Source organism: Bacillus proteolyticus (genome assembly GCF_001884065.1).
Classification (GTDB): Bacteria; Bacillota; Bacilli; order Bacillales; family Bacillaceae_G; genus Bacillus_A; species Bacillus_A proteolyticus.
Map to the genome: position 1 here is coordinate 84,904 of NZ_MACH01000093.1, position 17,892 is coordinate 102,795.

Sequence of the window (17,892 nt, forward strand, 5' to 3'; positions counted from 1 at the left end):
CCTCATCTATAATGTTGTATAATCCCAACTATCATTTTCAGGTACAGACACATGTACCATATTTTGATTTGCAAAGTTAATTTGGATTAAATTTGGACTTATTACAGGTTTTAAGTCTTCTCGATTTATTATAAATTTAAATGCTTCAAAGCTTGCTAGAATGCCTACTATATTCGCAACAGGAGAGATTACCGCCCATGGTCGATTTTTTTGTACATAACTATTTGCCCAGTTCTCATCCGCGCCGTACGTGACAGAATGAAGAGCACGCCCATCTTTTAATTTATGAATTTCATCTTGGATTTCTGTTGTTAACTCTTTTTGATAAGACGGATATCCTAACGCAATTTCATAGGGTGTAGAGTCAGGAGTAAAAGACATGACGCCACCTCTAAATGGAGGCGTCACCGCAATCCAAATTGAAGGGATTCCTAGTTTCTGAGCTGTACGATGGATAATCACTCTCGCTACTAAATTATCAGTTGCATCTATAATGATATCTGTATTCGTTAGAAGCTCTAATGCATTGTCCTCGGTAACAAATTCTTTTGTTATCTCTACTTGTAATAATGGATTAATGTCTTGCAAAATTTCTAAAGCGACCTCTGCTTTTCGCTGTCCTAATTTACTGATGGAACTTAGCATTTGTCGATTGATATTACTTGCTTCAAATACATCTTGATCAATAACATGTAAAGAACCCACACCCATTCGCGCCAATTGGATAAGTGTAATTCCTCCTACGCCCCCTGCTCCAACTACAGTAACTCGAGAATTTTTTAATTTCTCCTGCTCCTCTACAGAGATAACACCAATATTTCGCGTAAAACTTTCTTCATATATATTTTGCATATCATTATTTTTTGTCAACAAATTGTATTCCTCCTTACAGTGTTTTATAATCCCATCCACCTTTTGGGACTTCTTTTACTTGAACCGGGATATGACTATCTAAATCTATTACAATGCCTTTAGGCGCTCTAGCTAGAGGTTCACGATCAGTTAAAACTTGTATTGCTTCATGAAAACTAAATAGTGACAATAAATGAGCACGCATCGGCGTGATAATCCATCCTGCTTTTCCATCACAAAAATTTTGCGCCCACTCTTTTGGTGCGCCTTTCTCCACAGAATACCAAGCTCGACTTTTCTTTATATCAGCAATCTGTTGTCTTAATTCTTGATTTGTTAATTTGCATCCGACACTTGAGATATTTAATGCTTCTTCATAAGGAATTCCGGATGGGAAAAATGTAGAAACAAATCCTCGTGTTGGGGGGCTACCTGACATCCCTACACTTGGTATACCTAATTCTCTAGCTGTTCTATGTATAATGACTCTTGAAGGCATATCATCTACGGCTTCTAGTACGATATCATGCCCTTTTATAAGCTCGATTACATTCTCTTCATCGACTCTTGTTTGGATAAAGTTTGTTGATATATAGGGATGTATATCTTTTACAACCTGTTCTGCAACTTTTGCTTTTGGTTCACCTATCACACTAGAAAGCGCTAACATTTGTCTGTTAATATTAGAAACTTCAAATTCATCGGGATCAACACCAGTAATATGCCCTATTCCCATTCGCGAAAACAGAATTGCTTCATAACCACCTACTCCCCCTAGTCCAAAAATAATGACCTTCTTATTTCGAAGACATTCTTGTTCCTGTTCAGAATACACACCAATATTTTTCTTAACCATTTCCCAATAATATGAATCCATATCCATTTTGGAGTCTCCTTTATATGTAGTAACCATTTCAAAAAATAAGTCCTGTATATAAAAATAGTCTAGAAGTATGTCGTTTTTGTGTGCTATTTGTAAAAAAAACAAAAAACTTTCAATTCTAATTTTTTAAACAAATGAAGAACTCGAAGATTTAAAGGAGGGGATAATCAGGTTTTCCACTTTTAAACTACAGGAATTCCAATGGGTTTCAGGTGAAGATATAGACAATGTAACTCATTTCTTATCTATAAGATTCTTTTTATATGATAAAAGAGGAATTGTAGGTATTGAGGTTGTAACTGACAATAATCTATCAAAGCCTTACTGGATGCGTTCAAACCTGTTTATTCTTACAGAACTTAATCAAATTGATGATTTTGTAAAAAGAATAGGTTACGCATACCCGACTCGATTAATTTAGCAATAGGCTCATCGTCATTTGTTTCTGCTCCTCCAGATACATAGCTTAACATCTTTTCTCTTATAAACTTATGTACAATAGGGACGGGAGCTGGAATAGATGCAAGAATCATCTTTATGCGTATTTACGCAAATACAAAGACTGGATCCAATAAACTAGCCGTAGCAATATGCTCAGGATTATATCTAGCCAAGTTCATTGTTGTCCACCCTCCAATGGAGACACCCACGATATGCACTTTTTCTAAACCTAATCCTTCAATTACTTCATTTAACCATTCTGCTTGTTGTTTTTGGTTTTCAATCACCTTCGTTTGCACACTCATTCCAGGTTCACCGAGTAAATCTATCGTGTAAACAGGCCTTTTCTCCCTTAGCCCTTCTAAATTGGGTACCCACATTGGAGTAGATGCACCACGCCCAGGGAGTAAGAGTATTGGCTCCTTATGTTTGTTTTCCTCTTTAGTAAAGTAATAAGCACGAATTGTGCCGTATTTAGTTTTTATATCTTTCGTATCGTTAGGCTTTGGAAGAAGTGCCATTGATTCATCGTAGGCAATTTGAAAGTCTTCCTTTCCTTTTTCAGATGTAAAGTGACCAATCTTATTATCATCTCTCTTCATTTGAATTCCTCCTTTCCATGAATATATTGATGAACTTTATCAATATATTCATGGCAATAATCCATTAAAATTTTATCTTCTTTAAGCCTAGTGAATAGGCTAATCATTCCTAATATCCTACACTGATAATAAGCATTTTCATTTATAATTCACGAGCAATTTATGATTTCAATTGGGGCCAACTTATGAGTTAAAAAACACATTACATTATGTTGTTTGTTTTTTAGATATGATAATTACCCAATTTATTTTGATATAAAAACGCTCTTACATCTAATTCTGTAAGAGCGTTTTTATACTTACTTATTTTCAAATCTCATTTTTACATAATAACTTTCCGTTTTTGGATTTTAGTTTTACAGCCTCCCTATTTTCTGTAGAAAATCCTGTATAATTACCTTCACAAAAAATAAATTCATCTTTAATATTGTAAACCCATTATCTTTGTTATTTGTTTGAAACGCTCCCCAATATCGATTTAAACAAAAACTCCCCTTAAATCAAAAATGATTATGGGGAGTCAGTTAAATATGATGAGGTTATAGTTCAGATTTCACTTGAACAGAAACATTGTTTTTAATTAAATTTTTGACGTCTTTAAAGGTAACAAAATTGTTACTTTGCTCATCCCAAAGACGGAAACGAATTGAACGCAAGCTTGTGGCAAGAGTAATCGTTGGTACATTTTTTAAAGGAAGCGTATTATTGTGTGCCTCTTCTAGTTTATAGTTAGGTACTCTTGGACTCAAATGGTGAACATGATGATATCCAATATTACCAGTTAGAAATTGCAGAATTTTCGGAAGTTTATAAAATGAACTTCCCTCCACTGCCGCTTTCACATATTCCCACTCTTTATCTTCTTCAAAATAAGAATCTTCGAATGTGTGCTGTACGTAAAACAGCCAAATACCTACTGAACCTGCTATTAAGAATATCGTACCATGTACTAAAAGAAACGATTGCCATCCGATTGCCCAACAAAGTACCCCTACTAAAGCAACAATTAAAACATTCGTCAAATAAGTGTTCATGCGTTCTTTCTTTCTAGCACCTTTTCTGTTAAATCTATTTTTAAGAAGGAAAACATAAATCGGACCTAATCCAAACATAACCAACGGATTGCGATATAAACGATATGCTAAACGGCGTCTAAATGGTGCTGCTAAATATTCATTCACTGTAAGCGTCCAAATATCTCCTGTACCTCGCTTATCCAAATTACCACTTGTAGCGTGATGAACGGAATGCTCATGCCCCCATTGATCAAACGGGAATAAAGTTAAAACACCCATACATGTTCCTACTATTCTATTTACACGGCGACTTTTAAAAAAAGAATAATGGGTACAATCATGAAAAATAATGAAAATCCGTGTCATAAATCCAGCTGCTAACAGAGATGGAACCAATGCTAACCAATAAGAAACGGACAAACTTTTATAAGCAAGGTACCATAAGATAATAAATGGCACTACCGTATTGATGATTTGCCAAATACTTTTTTTTGCCGTTGATTTTTCAAAAGGAGCAACTTGTTTTTTTAAATTTTTAGTATTTTGTAAGGTCATTTTTCTAATTCCTTTCCTTTTTGTTGCTAATTCGTATTATAACACATTATTAGTAGTAGGTGTTATATGTAGGTATAATAAATATTTTATAATATAAAAATCTCTTTTTTCTTACTCATTCCTTACAAATTGCTTATGTCCAGAATAACTTCTATTCATGCTAGTCTCATTATCTTTTTACGAAGATTCGTCATTGGTGTTCCTCCAATAAGCTGTTTTCGACATCCTCAATGTAACATTCGTATGTAAACAAAGATTTTATTTTACATAACATTTACGTAAGCTTATATTTATTCTTTTTTATTATTAATTCTCCATTGTCACGAAACTAACAATAACCAGTTTTCTAAAACGATAAAAAACGAATAACATACACAATGAACGTAATGTTCACTTGTTGCAACTGATTTTACCGGAACTGGATCTATTTCATGAAACAAATCAAATTGCATTTTAAATAAAAAACTAGTCTATTTTGAAAACTTCCCTCACTTTTATTTAACTTTTATTCTATATAAAATGTAAAAATTTAATGTCTGTTTATTTAATTTCAAATCTATGATATATTCAAAATATTAATCACACAAAGTTAATATTTAGAAAACAAGTTAAATTTATGAAAAAATACATTTTATTTTCATACTAAAATCACATAGTTTTTAGTATAGAAAGGAGATTCAAAATTTGAATAAGAATTTAACCAAAATTACATTAATAAGCGGTATCGCTCTTATACTTTATCATTTTTTCAAATGGTATTTAGTTGAATTCCTTACCCCATTCGTTATGCCATTTCTTTCAATAATAGTTCATGGATTGTTTTTCTTAATATTAATTTTCACAATCATACATCTTATCAAATACAAAAATTGGAAACCGTTAATTATTCAACTAATCATAGTAATTACTTGGATTTGTATACCATTTAATGAGATTTATATAAATTTAGATTTTATTATCTATAAAGAAGACCGTGAAAAAGTTATAGCACTTATAGAACATAAAGAGTTAACTCCTAATGTTCATTATGATAGTAGACAAATTCATTTACCTAAACAGTTTGCATCCACTTCCAAAAACGGTGGGGATGTAATTATTCAACAAAATAAAAATGGTATTTCTGTTTTCTTTTTTACTTATCGTGGTATATTAGATAATTTTTCAGGATTTATTTACACACCAAATGATACTAGACCAAACAAATACGACTTTAATAATGAATATAAAGAGATCACAAAAATAGAAAAAAACTGGTATTATGTCACATCATATTAAAGAACACAAAAATTTTCTTTTAATTATATTAAAAACATACCGTATTTATAGAAAGGGAATGCTTGTATACTATATACTGATTTGTACTGCATTCCCTAATTAGGCCCGACACGAATTCTTGTCGTATTAGCTCATTCAAGGTGATGCAATTTTTTCACAAGCGATACATCTTTTTTATCATATACGTCGCTTTAACACCACTCAATATAGAGGTTGCTGTTTCAAATGACTCGAACCTTAACATAGGAGTAGCATCACACATCCATCAACTTAAGAATTTTCTCGTTTTGGATTATTTGTTTTTCTCAACTTGATTGTGACAGGGCACTGCCAACAAAAAGCGATTTTCGTACGCTAAGCAATCTTCTATATAAAAAAGCCGATTTCCTGTAATCTAAAGGATAATCGGCTTTTTTATATTCATTTATTTGTAGTAGTTGAAGAAATTCTAAAGGTATAATCATATTAATTATTATCTATAAAATAATTCGCTTCTCAGTTTTAGAGTCGAAATAATGAACTTTATCCATATTCAAAACTAGATCTATATTTGATTGACTTTGCACATCTAAAGAAGTATCCACACGAGCTACTAAGGATTGACCATTAATGTTAGAATATAGATATGTTTCTGCCCCCATTAATTCTGCTACATCAATACACACCGTTAACTTTTCGTTATATGGTAACGCCTTGATTGCTTTTCCATAATAAAAATCTTCTGGACGTACTCCTATTATAATTTCTTTATTCGTATATCCGTTATTTCGCAAGCCTTTCATCTTCTCTTCTGGCACTTCAATTTTCCACTTATCAATCATAACTGCATTATCTGTTAATACTCCTTTGAAAAAATTCATTCCAGGAGAACCAATGAATCCGCCAACAAATACATTCTCTGGATTATCATACACTTCTTTCGGTGTACCGACTTGTTGTACAATCCCATCTTTTAGCACAACAAGACGAGTTGCCATCGTCATCGCTTCTATTTGATCGTGTGTAACATACACAGTTGTTGTTTGCAGCTGCTTGTGTAATTTTGTAATCTCAGCACGCATTTGAACGCGTAGCTTCGCATCTAAGTTTGATAAAGGCTCGTCCATTAAAAATACTTTTGCATTTCGAACAATCGCTCGGCCCAAGGCAACACGCTGGCGCTGCCCACCTGAAAGTGCCTTTGGCTTTCGGCTTAAATACTGCTCAAGCCCAAGAATTTTTGCTGCATGTTGCACACGCTGGTCAATTTCTTCTTTACTGTATTTTCGTAGTTTTAATCCAAATGCCATGTTTTCATAAACACTCATATGCGGATACAGTGCATAGTTTTGAAACACCATTGCGATATCTCTATCTTTCGGCGAAATATCATTTACACGTTTTCCGTCAATATAAAAGTCGCCATCTGAAATCTCTTCAAGTCCTGCAATCATACGTAATGTTGTAGATTTCCCACACCCTGAAGGGCCAACCAAAACGATAAATTCTCCATCATTTACTTCTAGGTTAAAATCTTTTACGATTGTCACATCATGATCATATTTTTTGTAAATGTTTTTGAATGATAGTTGAGCCATAATATCCTCCTAGAATTTGAGCTATATTTATACATATTGTTAAAAATTATGATGACATGAATTATAAAATTTTCGAAATATCCTTCATACTGTCTAAAATATAATCTGCTTTTCCTTCTAAATCTTCTTTCCTACTCGCACCCGATAAGACGCCCACTACTTTAATGTTACTATTTCTCGCAAATGTAACGTCTGTTAATGTATCACCTACCATAAGCACATCTTCTTCAGTTAGAGAAAATTTTTCTTTAAACATATGATAAAAATCACTTTCAGGTTTTGTTCTATTCACACCATCATCTGCACCTAAAAAATCTACGTAATCATATAACTCAGTCATTTGCAGAGAATGAATCGCTGCATCCACATCGTCTGCCGTAACAACCCCAATAATATATTCATTGTCTTTTAAATAGCGTAACGTTTCCTTTGCACCTTCCACTTCTGTAAATACAAGATCGTCTGCTGTAGAGTACTTTTTGAATAAAAGACATACATCATGAATGAAATTCTCTTTATCCACATGTTGATTTTCTAACAACGAGTACCACGCAGCCGCAATAAAGTAATTTGTGCGACATGCTAGTAAACTCGTACTCTCAAAATCGTTGTCATTCATACCAATAATCGATAAGTAATCATCTCTTTTACTTTTTTCATTTGGATACGTTTGAAATATATCATCTAACACACGATGCACAATTTTGTACCAAACTGAATCTAACTGTATTAATGTTCCATCTTTATCAAAAATAATTGCTTTATTCACCTTTTATTCCCCCTATAACTTCATTCCATGTTTTCATATTTTTATTCTCAACTTTATTATGAATAGGATTAATAAACGCTACTAATTCGTCCTCTTCCCATCCCTCAACCCTAGCATACACCCCTTCATTTAATGAAAATTCAAAAGTTACGTTGCTGCCAGATTTTTGTTCAATTATTTTCCCATTTATTATTAGTCTCCACTCACACGGTTTGTCAGTAGAAATATTGTAAATAATGTTTCCTTTAGCCTCATCACCGACATAAATCGTTTCACCTTCGTTTTGAATATCTATCGCTAATTTTCTAAATCGAGAGAAATAAATCCGTCCCTTTTTGATTGCAAATTTTAAGTTTTTAATAGATAAACCATTACATAATACATATGTTCCTGGATCACCATAAATGGATGGGTCTTTTGATCCTGGGAATGTTTTAGACGGATGTAAATGAGAATCACTTCCTCCTATTCCCCAGATTTTAAGACCATTTGACCACATTTGATCGAAACAACGTAAAGCTTCTAAAGTAGATGATTTACTTTTTTTATAAGTTGGATCACACATAATTTCCATCGTATGAACATTTTCTAAGTTAATATTCACTTGGTTCGCCCAAGGCTTCATAAACGGATGATTCACACTCAATAAATAACCTTTTTCTTTCAAGAAAGAAAATAGTTCATTCATTGTTTCCGCGCTAAACGATTCATCTACATACTTTGTAAAATCAACGTATTCCTTTATCCCGAATATGTTGTAATGACCGTAAGGAGTTGTAAGTTCCATAGATGGTATAATTAATGTGTTTCCTTTTTGATACGATGGCATAACAATATTGTGTTCCGTCGCATATAAAAAATCTAATTCCTGTTTTTCACATACTGTCATTCCAAGTTCATCATCTATCTCGCCATCGGTTAAATCTGTGTGCTCATGAAATTCTCCTTTGTACCAGCGATATTCTTCATTTATTATCTTTTCATAATTGTATTCATCAATAAAAACATTTTCCTTGCAAAAGTGATCTCTATTATACTTTCGTTCCAATTGATCATTCACTACTATATTTACTGTATAGTTAACTTTTTCTCCGGTAAACTTTACTGCTTTCTTTGCACAATGCGGAATATAGACGACTTCTAATTCCCAATTACCTGACTGTATTTCTCCTCCACTACAACCAGCAGAACAAAATATTGAATCTTTTGAAACGACTAGTTTTTCATTTGCAACTGGCGTTTGGTATTGTATACGTACATAACCGTTAGGGTCTCGCAAGATTAATAATAGCGGAATTTTCCGGTTGCCCCCTTGATCAATAGTTAATGTAAAGTTTGTAATATCAGTTTCATCCATTTGGAAACAATGTTTATTTTTTACGAATGGAGAGAGTGTTATCGTACTTGTTATTTCAATCATCGTTCTCACACCTTTTTACGTTTTAATGATGGAATTTTAGAGGCACTTCCTTCGTTCAAAAGCACCTCATGTTGGTAATATTACTTCTTCTTTTTCAGAACTTTATCTAACTCTTCTTGCGCAACCTTAGCTGCTTCATCTAATGCTTTTTTCGCTGGAACTCCTTCAATCTCTACTTTATCTTTCGCTACATTTAAGGCGTCATTAATTTTACCGCCCGTTGGATCTACAAATGGTCCCACTCCATAATTGTTAGCTTGTTCTAATGGAACTAATGCTTGTGGTTGTTTTTTTACGAATTCAGCATATGGACCATACTCTGTTACATTGTTACGAACAGGGATATATCCTGTAGCCATGGACCATTCAGCCGTTTTCTCCGTACTTGTCGCAAACTTCATAAAGTCATACGCGCCTTTTGCTACTTCTGGATCAATGTTTCTCGTTAATGTGAATAAATATGTTTCTAGTTTTGGCGCTGGTTTATTATTACCCCAAGCAGGCTGAGGTAATGCTTCAAATGTGTTAAGGCGTTCTTCTTCCGTCATTCCTTTTCCTAATGATTTAAAAACAAATCCTTGATCACCAGATGATCCTGTAAATCCTAATGTTCTACCTTCAACTAAATCAATTACAGTTTTATCCCAATATTCCCATCCAGTACCACCTGAATGTATTTTCATGATTTTATCTTCATGTAGCCATGTACGGAATTTCTCCCATACCGAAACCCAAGTGTCATCGTTAATTAATACTTTTTTACCATCTTCGCTTAATACGTTTCCACCGGCACTGCGAACAGCATCAATTAAATTGGAAGTTCCCCACATCGGCATCCAGCCCGCATATGTCACATTTCCATTTTCACCACGTTTTGCGACTGTTTTTGCTACCTTTTCTACACCTTCCCACGTCTTTAAATCATCTTTTGTAAAGCCTTTCTCCGCTAATGCTTTTTTATTGTAATAAAGAATTTGCGTTGTACCGTAGAATGGAATTCCATACAACTTCTCGTCAATTGTTGCTTGCTCCATAAACCCTTTTCCATAATCTTCTTTTTTGAAATTAGTATCATTTTTAACATATTCATCTATAGGTACGATTAACTGTTTTTTAGCATATTCTTGAATGACATCAGAACCTAGTAATGCAATTGCTTCTTGGTTATTCGCTGCAAATCCACTTTGTAGCTTTTGATAAGACTCATCGTAGCTACCAGCTTTTGTCGTTTTCACTACATATTTGTCCTGACTTTTATTGTATTCTTCCACAATCTTATCTACACGATCTGCAAGAGAGCCCCCTACTCCATTAATGAATGGAACAACAACCTTCTCTCCTTCTTTACTCGCTTTAACCGTACTTCCTTTTCCGCCTGAACAACCCGCAAGTGCACTAACAAACAATGTTATAACTGTTAGAAGCATGAATAGTTTTTTCATCCCACAAATCTCCCTTACTATTTAATTACCCCTTTATTCCTGAATCAGTAACACCTGATAAGAACCATTTTTGTAGAATCAAAAATACGATTAAGAGCGGCACTGTTGCGATTGTACTTGCAACCATAATGTGTGACCAATCTCGCCCTAAGGAACTATTAATGAAATAATCAGCAATTCCATTCGTAATTAACTTTTGCGTATTATCTTTCAATATAAGAGCTGGCCAGACGTAATTATTATAATTACCAATAAACGTGACCAATCCTAGTGTTACAAATGACGATCGTGTCATTGGAAAAATAATCTTCCAAAGAATACGCCAATCACTTGCTCCGTCAATTTTTGCTGCCTCTACTATTTCAAAACCAACTTTGTGGAACGATTGTTTTAAATAGAAAATACCGAACACACTAACAGCCATAGAAATCATGTATCCAAAATGCGAATCAAGCAGACCGAATTTTCCTAACATTACATATACAGGAACATACGAAACAGCTCCAGGAATCATATAAGTTGCCATTACAACACTAAATGTAATATTTTTACCTTTAAACTTGTAAAATGCCAACATATATGCAAACAGTGCAGATGAAACAAGCACATATATTGTTATAAGGAAAGATGTATAAAAACTATTAAATAAATATGTGTTAAATGGTAGTATATCTAATACTTGCTGATAATTTTCCCAGTGAAATTCCTTAGGCCAAAAGCCTCCTTGTAATACTTCACTAGATGTTTTAAACGATCCAAGTACCATCCATATGAATGGAAAAATAAATAGTATACTTGCTAATGCTAGAAAAAGATGCTTTACGATTAATGGACCTTTTTTCATATTATTCACCTTAATAGTTCACCCACTTGTCACCTATTATTTTATTTATAACAGATAGTAAAATTGTAATGATTAGTATGATAAATGCGATTGCTGTTGCCGATCCCATATCAAACTGTTCAAACCCTTGCTGGAAGAATAAATAAAGTAACGTACGCGTCGAACCACTAGGTCCACCTTGGGTTAAAATCTTTATTTGATCGTAAGCTTGCACCGAAGAAATTGTATTGACGACAACTAAGAAGAAAGTTGTTGATGAAACCATTGGCAGTGTTACATATCGAAATTTCTGCCATGCATTTGCCCCATCTATACTAGCTGCTTCATATAAACTATCTGGAACTTTTTCTAGTGCGCCGATATAGAAGATCATCGTCCAACCAACTAATTTCCAAACTGTCATTATAATAACTGCTAACATCGCTGTTTTACTACTTTGAAGCCAGTCCAAACCCGGTATTCCGAAAAAGTTGAGCACTTTATTTATAATTCCGAATTGAGGTTCATATAAGAGTGACCACACAATGGATACAGCTATTGTTGGCGTTACCCAAGGTGAAAAGATCATTAATTGATACAATGCTGAACCTTTGAATTTTTTTCGGAAGAATAATGCGAAACCTAAGCCCAACGCAATTGTTGGAATGACTGTTCCAATTCCGAAATAAAACGTATTGAGCAATGCTTGCATAAAAGAATCTTGTGTAAATAAATTAAAATAGTTTTCTAAGCCAACAAAGTTAAAATCATTCGTCATAAAATCCCAATCAGTAAAACTAATACCTAAACTAATGAAATTCGGAATAATCCAAAACAATATTAGAGGTATTCCAACTGGTATTAAAAAGAACACAGCTTTTGATAGTTTTATTTGCATTCTTGCCACCCCCTAATTCATATTGTACGAGTACATTATTAACACAATGTTGTTATTTTGTTAACTAATTGTAAAAACAACAAATTAACAAAATAAAACAACATATAAACAAGAAAAGAAGACTATTTCTCAACTTAATAAGAAATAGTCTTCTTTTAGTTTTTCTATACCGTTATTACTTCAACCCCATTACTTGTTAGCATATTTTGCCACGATTCATCGAGCTTCGCATTCGTATATAACGCATCTATATCACTAAAACTTCCGCTTTTATAAAACTTTGTCAAATTAAACTTTGATTCATCAGCCATCATTACAACTTGTTTTGCATTATTCTTTAGCTGCTTAAATATTTGTGCATCTTCAATATACGAACATGTCAGTTCTTTTTCTAATGAAATACCATCACAAGAAGCAAATAATTTATTAACAGTGAAATGATCCAGATAGTTTAATGTCATTTCTCCAGACAATGCTAAGGAATTCGTATTCAATATTCCCCCTATGACTATTAACCTACAATCAAAGGAATCATACTGGTCTTTCAGCTCAATAATTTTATTTACAGCTGGTATCGAGTTTGTTAAAATTGTCAAATTCTTTTTATCGTATATGTAATCTAAAATTTGCATTGTGGTTGTCCCAATTTCAATTGCGATAATATCATTATCTTCTACGATTTTACTTGCTTCCATTGCAATTTTTCGTTTTTCTTCAATATTTTCAGATCGACGTTTATCAAAATGAAATTCTAGTGTTTGATCTTTCTTCTTAATTGCACCACCATGTATTTTCGTAAGCTGCCCTTCCTTGTGCAACATATCTAAATCTCTTCGTATCGTTTCTGTTGTAACATTTAATACCTTTGCTAAATCATTTACCATCACTCGGTTATACTTTTCTAATTCATCTAGTATGTGTTTTCTTCGTTCAAATTGTGTGTACGATTTCATTTCATTAACACCTCGTCAAATTACGCAAAATATTGATTTTCTAAAAACTCTTAATATACAAAAGGCTTAATCTTTACTTTTAACATAACATCATTTACAGAAATAAGGAACGATTATCTTCATGAAATTTCAAAATTAGTTTAACAATAAAAACAATATTAAAATAAATAAAAATTTATTGTTAAACGATAAATTTCATGTTAAATTTAATAGATAATTAATAAATGAGGTGCTTTATATGAAACAAGGATCAACACTCTTTTTAAAGACAGCTATTATCCTTATCGGTATTCCTATTCTTGCTTTATGTATATTTTTAGTTCCTAACATAGGGAATTATGCAGCGGAATTGTACCCCGATATTGCATATATAAAATATCTTGTTTTACTTAATCTATATGCAACAGTTGTACCTTTTTATTTTGCTCTGTATCAAGCTTTTAAACTTGTAAGCTTCATTGACAAGGGGAACGCCTTCTCGAAATTATCTGTTAGAGCTTTAAAGAAGATAAAACACTGCGCAGTAACAATTAGTATATTATATGTAGTAGGCATGCCACTCTTCTATCTTGTGGCTGAGAGAGATGACGCACCTGGTATTATTATACTTGGGATGCTTCTAATCTTTGCTTCAATGGTTATCGCAGTCTTTGCTGCCGTTCTCCAAAGACTGTTAAAAGATGCGATAGATATAAAATCAGAAAATGATTTAACGGTCTGAGGTGAATAACATGGCAATAATAATTAATATTGATGTAATGTTAGCTAAAAGAAAAATGAGTGTAACTGAACTTTCAGAGAAAGTTGGAATTACAATGGCTAACCTTTCTATATTAAAAAATGGAAAAGCAAAAGCAATTAGAATTTCAACTTTAGATGCTATATGTAAAGCATTAGAATGCCAACCTGGGGATATTTTAGAATATCAACCAGAAGATACCGAATAAAAGAGTCCTTCTTATAATGAAGGACTCTTTTTATTCAGTATTACGGCGCAAAACTAACTTGACCAGTCAAAACTAAAATAATCGCGATCATCCAAAATATAAAGAATGATGAGGACAGTATTAATGAAATAATAGCAATCCCCTTCTTCTCTGTTTTTTTCGTCATTGTGATTATTGAAAGTATAATACCTACACCTGTCAGAGCAATCGTTATATAATCTCCAACTATATTTCCTGCATTCGCTATCCTCGTCGGAGTTATAAAAACGAATAAAAAACACATAATTCCGATGAGCAAAGATACATAGCTTATTATGCTGTACTTCTTTTTGAGAACTATTTCTGTTTTCATAATTACCCACCCCTTTTATATAGCTATGAGTTCATATCAGCGCTAATAACCATAATTTGGTTAATACAAAAAACAGATACAGCGGAAACTTCCGCTGTATCTGTTTTTTATTTAATATATAAACCTGCTATTTCTTCTTTATCATTATAAGTAATGATAAAGGTCCGTTGTTCTTTACTATATTTCGCTACAAGAACAACAGTATATAAACCAGCTTTTTCTTCTGATAATCCCGTTTTCATTTTGCTATCAAATTTATCATGTGCACTTCTTTATACTTTGCTTCATTTGCTGCGCTTGTAAAAGTAGAAGCTTTAATCAAGCCATTTATAAAGAAAACTCCCTATTTCTATCAATAACTACCTTAAAAAACTCAGAGTAATGCGATAAAGAATAGTCCGCTACATCACATTTATCTTGAAACATACATGTTGTAATACCTAATTCCTTCGCAGGCAATAGATCTAACTCTCTATCTCCAATTGCTAGATCAATATTGTGCTTTTTATGTAAATGATCATAAGCTAAAGAGCTCGGTTTTCGAGGGAAACCATCGTCAATTGTAACCATATCGATGAAGTATTTGTCCCATCCGTAATACTTTAAGATTTCCATAACTCCTGCCCTATGTTTATGTGTCATAATCACGTTTTTATGCGCAAATTTCAAAATCTCTTCGACATCTTCAAATGGTTTCATATCTTTTGGAGTAAACTGTTTCTTCAAAACTTTAATCTGTTCTTCCTGTTCATTTGAAATGTTGTAATATTGAATTGCGTGGGAATATGATATTTTTAAGTTTTTGTATATTTCTCGTTTATCTACTGCATCACCTAATATTTCAGAAAGCATCATTGTATATGCAGGATACGTATTAAATAACGTCCCATCAAAATCCCATAATATATTCATTTTATCCACCTTCTATTTTGTACTTACTTACATTGTTACATATTGCGTATTACGAAATCCGCCCTCTCCCTCGGCAATTCCTCTTCCAAATAATACTCCTCAGCTTTCCAATACCTACTTTGAAACTTTGGAAGGTTTTTCTGCGTTTCCTCACTCTCGCGAAGAAACCTTGTTTCTCTTGAACAATCTAAGTACACCATATAATAAAAGAAATTTCTCCATTCTTTTCGCTGCAGAAAAACACCCTCAACAATTATTACACCTACTAAAGGAAGGTGTATTTCTTTCATTTCACATGTGTCTGTTTCATCATGATAGAAAGGTACTTCTAATTTAATATCGCTTTGTAACTTTTGAAAAAAGTTTCGCAGTAACCAATCGATATCCCACTGAAGGTTGTAGTACTCATACCATTCTGCAAATCCAGTATTATATCGCTTGTTACGCTCGGTAATATGATCATCAATATGGAATATATGAAACGGGATTCCACTTTTCTTCATATCTTCTTCCAACTCTTTAACCAAAGTTGTTTTACCTGAACGACTTAGACCATCTACACCTAATATAAATCTCTCATCTTTATGTTCCTTAATAACTTTCATTATTTCACTTGTGCTCATTACTTTTCCCAATCTTCTTTTAATAATGAATAAACGACTGTGTCATGAGCAACATCATTTTGAATCATATATTTCCGAAGTAATCCTTCTTCCTGAAACCCTGCTTTTTTTAATAAATTACGGGAAGCTTCATTTTCTATATATACAACAGCGGCAATTCTTATAAAGTGCAAATTTTCAAATCCGTAAGCTAGCATTGCTTGCAGTGCTTCCGTTGCGTATCCTTGTCCCCAATATGTATCATCTAGCTCATAACCAATTTCAGCTCGTTTATGATGATTGTTAATTAAATGAAATCCACACGTACCGATTAATTGATCCTTACCTTTCTTCTCTATCCCCCAGCGAAATACACTTCCCTTTTCATTACGCTTTCTAAACGTTTGAATAGTCGTTTTCGCTTGTTCAATATTTTCGAAAGAATCCATCCCAAAATAACGAATAACGGATTCTTTTGAAAAATAATGGAACATTGTATCTGCATCTAACAGTGTAAGTTCTCTTAATAGTAAACGTTCTGTTTCTAATTTCGGAAACCCCATCCTCTTTATCTCCTTCTATTCTAATGAACTACAAATTTCAATATAATTACCGTCTGGATCAGCAATGTAAGCAATTGTTTGTCCCCACGGTTTTACGATTGGCTCAACTAGAACTTTAACCCCTTGTCCTTTTAAATTCTCAATCGTTTCCTTTACATCCTCTACAACAAACCCTAACTCAAAATGAGAAGATTGTAGTACACCTTCTGTAAGAGGTAGTCCCGTTAACTCCTTAACATCCTCTCGTGTATTCATCGCTAAAATTGTTGCTCCTGTTTCAAATTCAATATATGTACCGTGTTCAACTCTTATTGGTAATTTTAAAATTTCTTTATAAAACTGAAGACATTGTTCAAACTTTTCTACATATAAAATAATGTATTTCATTTTTAAGTTCATAATTATTCCCCCTTTTACCTTCACCTCTAAAAATTCGACAAATGTTTTTAAAAACCTTGTACCTCATAGAGCCGAGCACAAAAAAATGAGGCCGATTTCTCGGCCCCCAGCTTATTGGCATAAAACAGGAGATTTGGTTTGGACATAACCAGTTCGTACTTTTATTATATTTTATTTTTTCTGTATTTTAAATGCATTAAACACCTAATTTTATTGAGAAAGTTTTTTTACTTGCATAAAATCATACCGCTTAAGAAATGCTACAAATGGAGGTGTATACATATGGAACCAATGCTATGTCCAAGCTGTAAAACGAACCGTACTCGCTTTAATATTCTTGAGCAACAAGTAAAACCAGTCAAGTTAAATCCACAAACTGGTCAAGTAGAAGAAGAATACACAAATGAAACGATGAACGCTTTTCATATGGCTTATCAAGGACCTACTTACCGCGTCCAATGTGCTGTATGCGGGCTTGTTGAAAATCCAGAACAATTTATTAAACCGGCTCAAAATCAGTCTTTTTCTTAAACATTTTCCCTACCCCCTATCAATTTTCTATAGGGGGATTTTTTCGTTTTACGTAAGTAAGGTGGACAATTGCTGTTTAA

Annotated in this window: 20 protein-coding genes and 2 pseudogenes; 4 read left to right on the top strand and 18 right to left on the bottom strand. The window is 33.1% G+C overall.

Annotation, left to right across the window (positions count from 1 at the left end; all coding sequences use genetic code 11):
* Positions 1–6: 6 nt before the first annotated feature.
* From BAQ49_RS17215 to BAQ49_RS33925, 5 genes and pseudogenes are all read right to left on the bottom strand, one after another.
* The gene (locus BAQ49_RS17215) at positions 7–873 is read right to left on the bottom strand and encodes a HesA/MoeB/ThiF family protein (RefSeq protein WP_083596232.1); all 867 of its coding nucleotides are present in this window, start codon (positions 871–873) and stop codon (positions 7–9) included.
* 13 nt (positions 874–886) lie between these two features.
* The gene (locus tag BAQ49_RS17220; protein ID WP_071746361.1) at positions 887–1,735 is read right to left on the bottom strand and encodes a HesA/MoeB/ThiF family protein; all 849 of its coding nucleotides are present in this window, start codon (positions 1,733–1,735) and stop codon (positions 887–889) included.
* A gap of 392 nt (positions 1,736–2,127) precedes the next feature.
* Positions 2,128–2,778, bottom strand: a pseudogene (locus BAQ49_RS17225) (alpha/beta fold hydrolase); the annotation flags it as partial.
* A gap of 539 nt (positions 2,779–3,317) precedes the next feature.
* Positions 3,318–4,349, bottom strand: coding sequence for a Delta(5) desaturase DesA (desA, locus tag BAQ49_RS17230; RefSeq protein WP_071746362.1), 1,032 nt, complete (start codon positions 4,347–4,349; stop codon positions 3,318–3,320).
* A 320-nt stretch (positions 4,350–4,669) separates the two neighbouring features.
* A complete protein-coding gene (locus BAQ49_RS33925) occupies positions 4,670–4,801 on the bottom strand; it encodes a hypothetical protein (protein WP_279626810.1) in 132 nt (43 codons plus the stop codon).
* Between the two features lie 232 nt (positions 4,802–5,033).
* Between BAQ49_RS33925 and BAQ49_RS17235 the strand changes: the two genes are divergently transcribed.
* Entirely contained in the window at positions 5,034–5,624 is a 591-nt protein-coding gene (locus tag BAQ49_RS17235) for a hypothetical protein (protein WP_002147036.1), read from the top strand.
* 476 nt (positions 5,625–6,100) lie between these two features.
* Here the strand turns inward: BAQ49_RS17235 and BAQ49_RS17240 are convergent, their stop codons facing one another.
* The 7 genes from BAQ49_RS17240 to BAQ49_RS17270 all read right to left on the bottom strand — a co-directional run bounded on the left by BAQ49_RS17240 (position 6,101) and on the right by BAQ49_RS17270 (position 13,506).
* Positions 6,101–7,201 (bottom strand): ABC transporter ATP-binding protein, encoded by a 1,101-nt coding sequence (locus BAQ49_RS17240; protein ID WP_071746363.1) that lies wholly within the window; start codon positions 7,199–7,201, stop codon positions 6,101–6,103.
* A 61-nt stretch (positions 7,202–7,262) separates the two neighbouring features.
* Positions 7,263–7,970 (bottom strand): HAD family hydrolase, encoded by a 708-nt coding sequence (locus BAQ49_RS17245; protein WP_071746364.1) that lies wholly within the window; start codon positions 7,968–7,970, stop codon positions 7,263–7,265.
* A complete protein-coding gene (locus tag BAQ49_RS17250) occupies positions 7,963–9,390 on the bottom strand; it encodes a CehA/McbA family metallohydrolase (protein ID WP_071746365.1) in 1,428 nt (475 codons plus the stop codon). The genes BAQ49_RS17245 and BAQ49_RS17250 overlap by 8 nt, the downstream gene beginning before the upstream one ends.
* Before the next feature lie 80 nt (positions 9,391–9,470).
* Positions 9,471–10,832 (bottom strand): extracellular solute-binding protein, encoded by a 1,362-nt coding sequence (locus BAQ49_RS17255; RefSeq protein ID WP_071746366.1) that lies wholly within the window; start codon positions 10,830–10,832, stop codon positions 9,471–9,473.
* 25 nt (positions 10,833–10,857) lie between these two features.
* Positions 10,858–11,676: a carbohydrate ABC transporter permease gene (locus BAQ49_RS17260; RefSeq protein WP_071746367.1), complete on the bottom strand. Its 819-nt coding sequence runs from the start codon at positions 11,674–11,676 to the stop codon at positions 10,858–10,860.
* A gap of 10 nt (positions 11,677–11,686) precedes the next feature.
* Complete coding sequence (locus BAQ49_RS17265; RefSeq protein ID WP_071746368.1) at positions 11,687–12,553, bottom strand: carbohydrate ABC transporter permease; 867 nt, start codon at positions 12,551–12,553, stop codon at positions 11,687–11,689.
* 164 nt (positions 12,554–12,717) lie between these two features.
* On the bottom strand, positions 12,718–13,506 hold the full coding sequence (locus BAQ49_RS17270) for a DeoR/GlpR family DNA-binding transcription regulator (protein WP_071746369.1): 789 nt from the start codon (positions 13,504–13,506) through the stop codon (positions 12,718–12,720).
* A 238-nt stretch (positions 13,507–13,744) separates the two neighbouring features.
* Here BAQ49_RS17270 and BAQ49_RS17275 point away from each other — a divergent pair, with 238 nt between their 5' ends.
* Entirely contained in the window at positions 13,745–14,227 is a 483-nt protein-coding gene (locus BAQ49_RS17275) for a DUF2975 domain-containing protein (protein WP_071746370.1), read from the top strand.
* Positions 14,228–14,237: 10 nt separating this feature from the next.
* Positions 14,238–14,453, top strand: coding sequence for a helix-turn-helix domain-containing protein (locus BAQ49_RS17280; protein WP_000974613.1), 216 nt, complete (start codon positions 14,238–14,240; stop codon positions 14,451–14,453).
* Positions 14,454–14,493: 40 nt separating this feature from the next.
* Here BAQ49_RS17280 and BAQ49_RS17285 read toward each other — a convergent pair whose 3' ends face one another.
* From BAQ49_RS17285 to BAQ49_RS17305, 6 genes and pseudogenes are all read right to left on the bottom strand, one after another.
* Positions 14,494–14,805, bottom strand: a complete 312-nt coding sequence (locus BAQ49_RS17285; protein ID WP_071746371.1) for a hypothetical protein — start codon at positions 14,803–14,805, stop codon at positions 14,494–14,496.
* Between the two features lie 107 nt (positions 14,806–14,912).
* Positions 14,913–15,121 (bottom strand): annotated as a pseudogene (locus tag BAQ49_RS31555) (DUF3887 domain-containing protein); the annotation flags it as partial.
* An 11-nt stretch (positions 15,122–15,132) separates the two neighbouring features.
* Positions 15,133–15,717, bottom strand: a complete 585-nt coding sequence (locus tag BAQ49_RS17290; protein WP_071746372.1) for an HAD-IA family hydrolase — start codon at positions 15,715–15,717, stop codon at positions 15,133–15,135.
* A gap of 35 nt (positions 15,718–15,752) precedes the next feature.
* Positions 15,753–16,340 (bottom strand): kinase, encoded by a 588-nt coding sequence (locus tag BAQ49_RS17295; protein ID WP_071746373.1) that lies wholly within the window; start codon positions 16,338–16,340, stop codon positions 15,753–15,755.
* A complete protein-coding gene (locus BAQ49_RS17300) occupies positions 16,340–16,882 on the bottom strand; it encodes a GNAT family N-acetyltransferase (RefSeq protein ID WP_071746374.1) in 543 nt (180 codons plus the stop codon). The genes BAQ49_RS17295 and BAQ49_RS17300 overlap by 1 nt, the downstream gene beginning before the upstream one ends.
* A gap of 15 nt (positions 16,883–16,897) precedes the next feature.
* Positions 16,898–17,281: a VOC family protein gene (locus BAQ49_RS17305; RefSeq protein ID WP_071746375.1), complete on the bottom strand. Its 384-nt coding sequence runs from the start codon at positions 17,279–17,281 to the stop codon at positions 16,898–16,900.
* A 282-nt stretch (positions 17,282–17,563) separates the two neighbouring features.
* On the opposite strand from BAQ49_RS17305, the gene BAQ49_RS17310 reads away from it, so the two are divergent.
* A complete protein-coding gene (locus BAQ49_RS17310; RefSeq protein ID WP_000433610.1) occupies positions 17,564–17,812 on the top strand; it encodes a hypothetical protein in 249 nt (82 codons plus the stop codon).
* Positions 17,813–17,892 lie beyond the last annotated feature (80 nt).

Coding starts and splice junctions, on each gene's coding strand:
- BAQ49_RS17220 (WP_071746361.1), bottom strand. CDS start 1,735: ATGGATATGGATTCATATTATTGGGAAATGGTTAAGAAAAATATTGGT.
- desA (WP_071746362.1), bottom strand. CDS start 4,349: ATGACCTTACAAAATACTAAAAATTTAAAAAAACAAGTTGCTCCTTTT.
- BAQ49_RS33925 (WP_279626810.1), bottom strand. CDS start 4,801: ATGCAATTTGATTTGTTTCATGAAATAGATCCAGTTCCGGTAAAATCA.
- BAQ49_RS17240 (WP_071746363.1), bottom strand. CDS start 7,201: ATGGCTCAACTATCATTCAAAAACATTTACAAAAAATATGATCATGAT.
- BAQ49_RS17250 (WP_071746365.1), bottom strand. CDS start 9,390: ATGATTGAAATAACAAGTACGATAACACTCTCTCCATTCGTAAAAAAT.
- BAQ49_RS17255 (WP_071746366.1), bottom strand. CDS start 10,832: ATGAAAAAACTATTCATGCTTCTAACAGTTATAACATTGTTTGTTAGT.
- BAQ49_RS17260 (WP_071746367.1), bottom strand. CDS start 11,676: ATGAAAAAAGGTCCATTAATCGTAAAGCATCTTTTTCTAGCATTAGCA.
- BAQ49_RS17265 (WP_071746368.1), bottom strand. CDS start 12,553: ATGCAAATAAAACTATCAAAAGCTGTGTTCTTTTTAATACCAGTTGGA.
- BAQ49_RS17270 (WP_071746369.1), bottom strand. CDS start 13,506: ATGAAATCGTACACACAATTTGAACGAAGAAAACACATACTAGATGAA.
- BAQ49_RS17275 (WP_071746370.1), top strand. CDS start 13,745: ATGAAACAAGGATCAACACTCTTTTTAAAGACAGCTATTATCCTTATC.
- BAQ49_RS17280 (WP_000974613.1), top strand. CDS start 14,238: ATGGCAATAATAATTAATATTGATGTAATGTTAGCTAAAAGAAAAATG.
- BAQ49_RS17285 (WP_071746371.1), bottom strand. CDS start 14,805: ATGAAAACAGAAATAGTTCTCAAAAAGAAGTACAGCATAATAAGCTAT.
- BAQ49_RS17290 (WP_071746372.1), bottom strand. CDS start 15,717: ATGAATATATTATGGGATTTTGATGGGACGTTATTTAATACGTATCCT.
- BAQ49_RS17295 (WP_071746373.1), bottom strand. CDS start 16,340: ATGAGCACAAGTGAAATAATGAAAGTTATTAAGGAACATAAAGATGAG.
- BAQ49_RS17300 (WP_071746374.1), bottom strand. CDS start 16,882: ATGGGGTTTCCGAAATTAGAAACAGAACGTTTACTATTAAGAGAACTT.
- BAQ49_RS17305 (WP_071746375.1), bottom strand. CDS start 17,281: ATGAACTTAAAAATGAAATACATTATTTTATATGTAGAAAAGTTTGAA.
- BAQ49_RS17310 (WP_000433610.1), top strand. CDS start 17,564: ATGGAACCAATGCTATGTCCAAGCTGTAAAACGAACCGTACTCGCTTT.